The following is a 1577-nucleotide window of genomic DNA, read 5'->3' as shown; positions in this document are numbered from 1 at the left end:
AAAGCATGTGCTGGCGTGCACGTGATACTTCTGTGCGTGGCACTTTTCTACGCCGGAGTCGAGTGTCCACAACCATGAAGTACATGATGCTTCGGCTTTGAGCATGACATAGTTGGTCTGCATCAAGTAAAGATGATTGCATCACATTGGATAGAATTGCAGCACAATCCGTGAGATTTGGCAGACTGAACATGTGCCCTGGCAACAATACTCTATCCAAATAATCGACTTTCAAACGCTGCAAGAATGACAGTTGCACGATTGTGTCCACATGCGTGTCACGGTGCAACAGTGCCTTCAACTTGCTCCCCCAGTCTTCGAGCGCATGCGATCCTGACCGATACACGAACTGCACCACGTTATTATCAGATACTCTGCGGGGGATCAACAACCATGCACGTTTAGGGACTGTCTGCGCTATGGCTTTCCAGCGACGAAGCATCGTGTGCATCTGTCGCCGCATGCACATATCAAGGCTATCCCAAAGCTGGAGATTCTGATGCAATCGCAATGACGCAGATACCCAGGCTTGAGATGCGTACGTGTTCCTGCTGCCCTCGCGTGACACATCGCGATGACAAGCCTCTGCCCACGTATCGTCAAGCTTGCACCATGCGTATGATAGCAATTCGCGCTGCAACGTGTCTGATGGCACCCCTCCTCTTGACCATGTCTCCATGTCAACGCGCAGTTGCCCTGTCCCAAATCGCTGACTGACACGATCCTGACACCCATGCACCGCATCGTATTTGGCCAAAAATCTAGCTGCGCTGGAAGAAGAGTTGACCTGCCATATGTACCATGGCAACTCATCCACCCAAGCGAATTTTAAGTCAGCCACTGCAAGCATGCGCGCGATTGCTCCGTGCGTGTCAGCATGTTCGAGCATCTCGTCCCTCTCGCGAACATTTGCGAGTTCATCGAAGAACAATCTCACCCGCCTGGACATCTCCGGAGCCCTGCAACCTTTCCAATGACATTTGTTGTGAGACTTGTCAATGTCTTCTCCATCATGACAAGAGCAACCGCGTAGCCAACTAGAAAAAACGGGTGACCGGCTGCACAAGTCCTTCTAATGCTCGGGTCCGTTTCCAGAAAGTAGGTGAATGTACAGCTTCCAAAAACATGTCCGATTGAGCGGAGTCGCGCGTGCCCAAGTCGACTGTGCCGAGTCCAAGGGTGGCTTGCCGTAATGCTGTCTCCATGCGACGCAAGTCGCAACCAACGCGGCCCAAAGTTGTCCACCGCCAGTCTGCGAATTTCTCACAACCTGTGTCAAGTGCGCGAGGCACCTCAGAAGCACAACCTACCAAGCGTGCCTGGAGAAACACACGTCGTGGCTTCTTGTGGACCCACTGACAAACCGACTTCGCATGAGCTTCCCAGACTGGCCACCAACACAAGCGTTGGAGGCCGTCCTGCAAAACCGTATCAAGAATGTGTTGGGGGCCTGGCACCTTCATGGCGCAAGGGTACAACCACTCATCGGTAGACGTCCGTTGCGAAGGACCGTAGTGCGCACAATAATGCGTGACATTGCCAACGTCAACGGCGCCAAACTCAGTTCCCATGTCAGA

General features: G+C 52.8%; 1 protein-coding gene. It reads right to left on the bottom strand.

What is annotated here, in order from left to right; genetic code table 11:
• The coding region (locus ABWQ00_RS16010; RefSeq protein WP_353239652.1) for a hypothetical protein at positions 1 to 259 on the bottom strand (259 nt) is incomplete at its 3' end.
• Between the last annotated feature and the right edge of the window lie 1318 nt (positions 260 to 1577).

Source organism: Limnohabitans sp., assembly GCF_040400975.1.
GTDB lineage: Bacteria > Pseudomonadota > Gammaproteobacteria > Burkholderiales > Burkholderiaceae_C > Limnohabitans_A.
The sequence above is the reverse complement of the archived record's forward strand: the minus strand, read 5'-3'. Positions and strand labels throughout refer to the sequence as shown.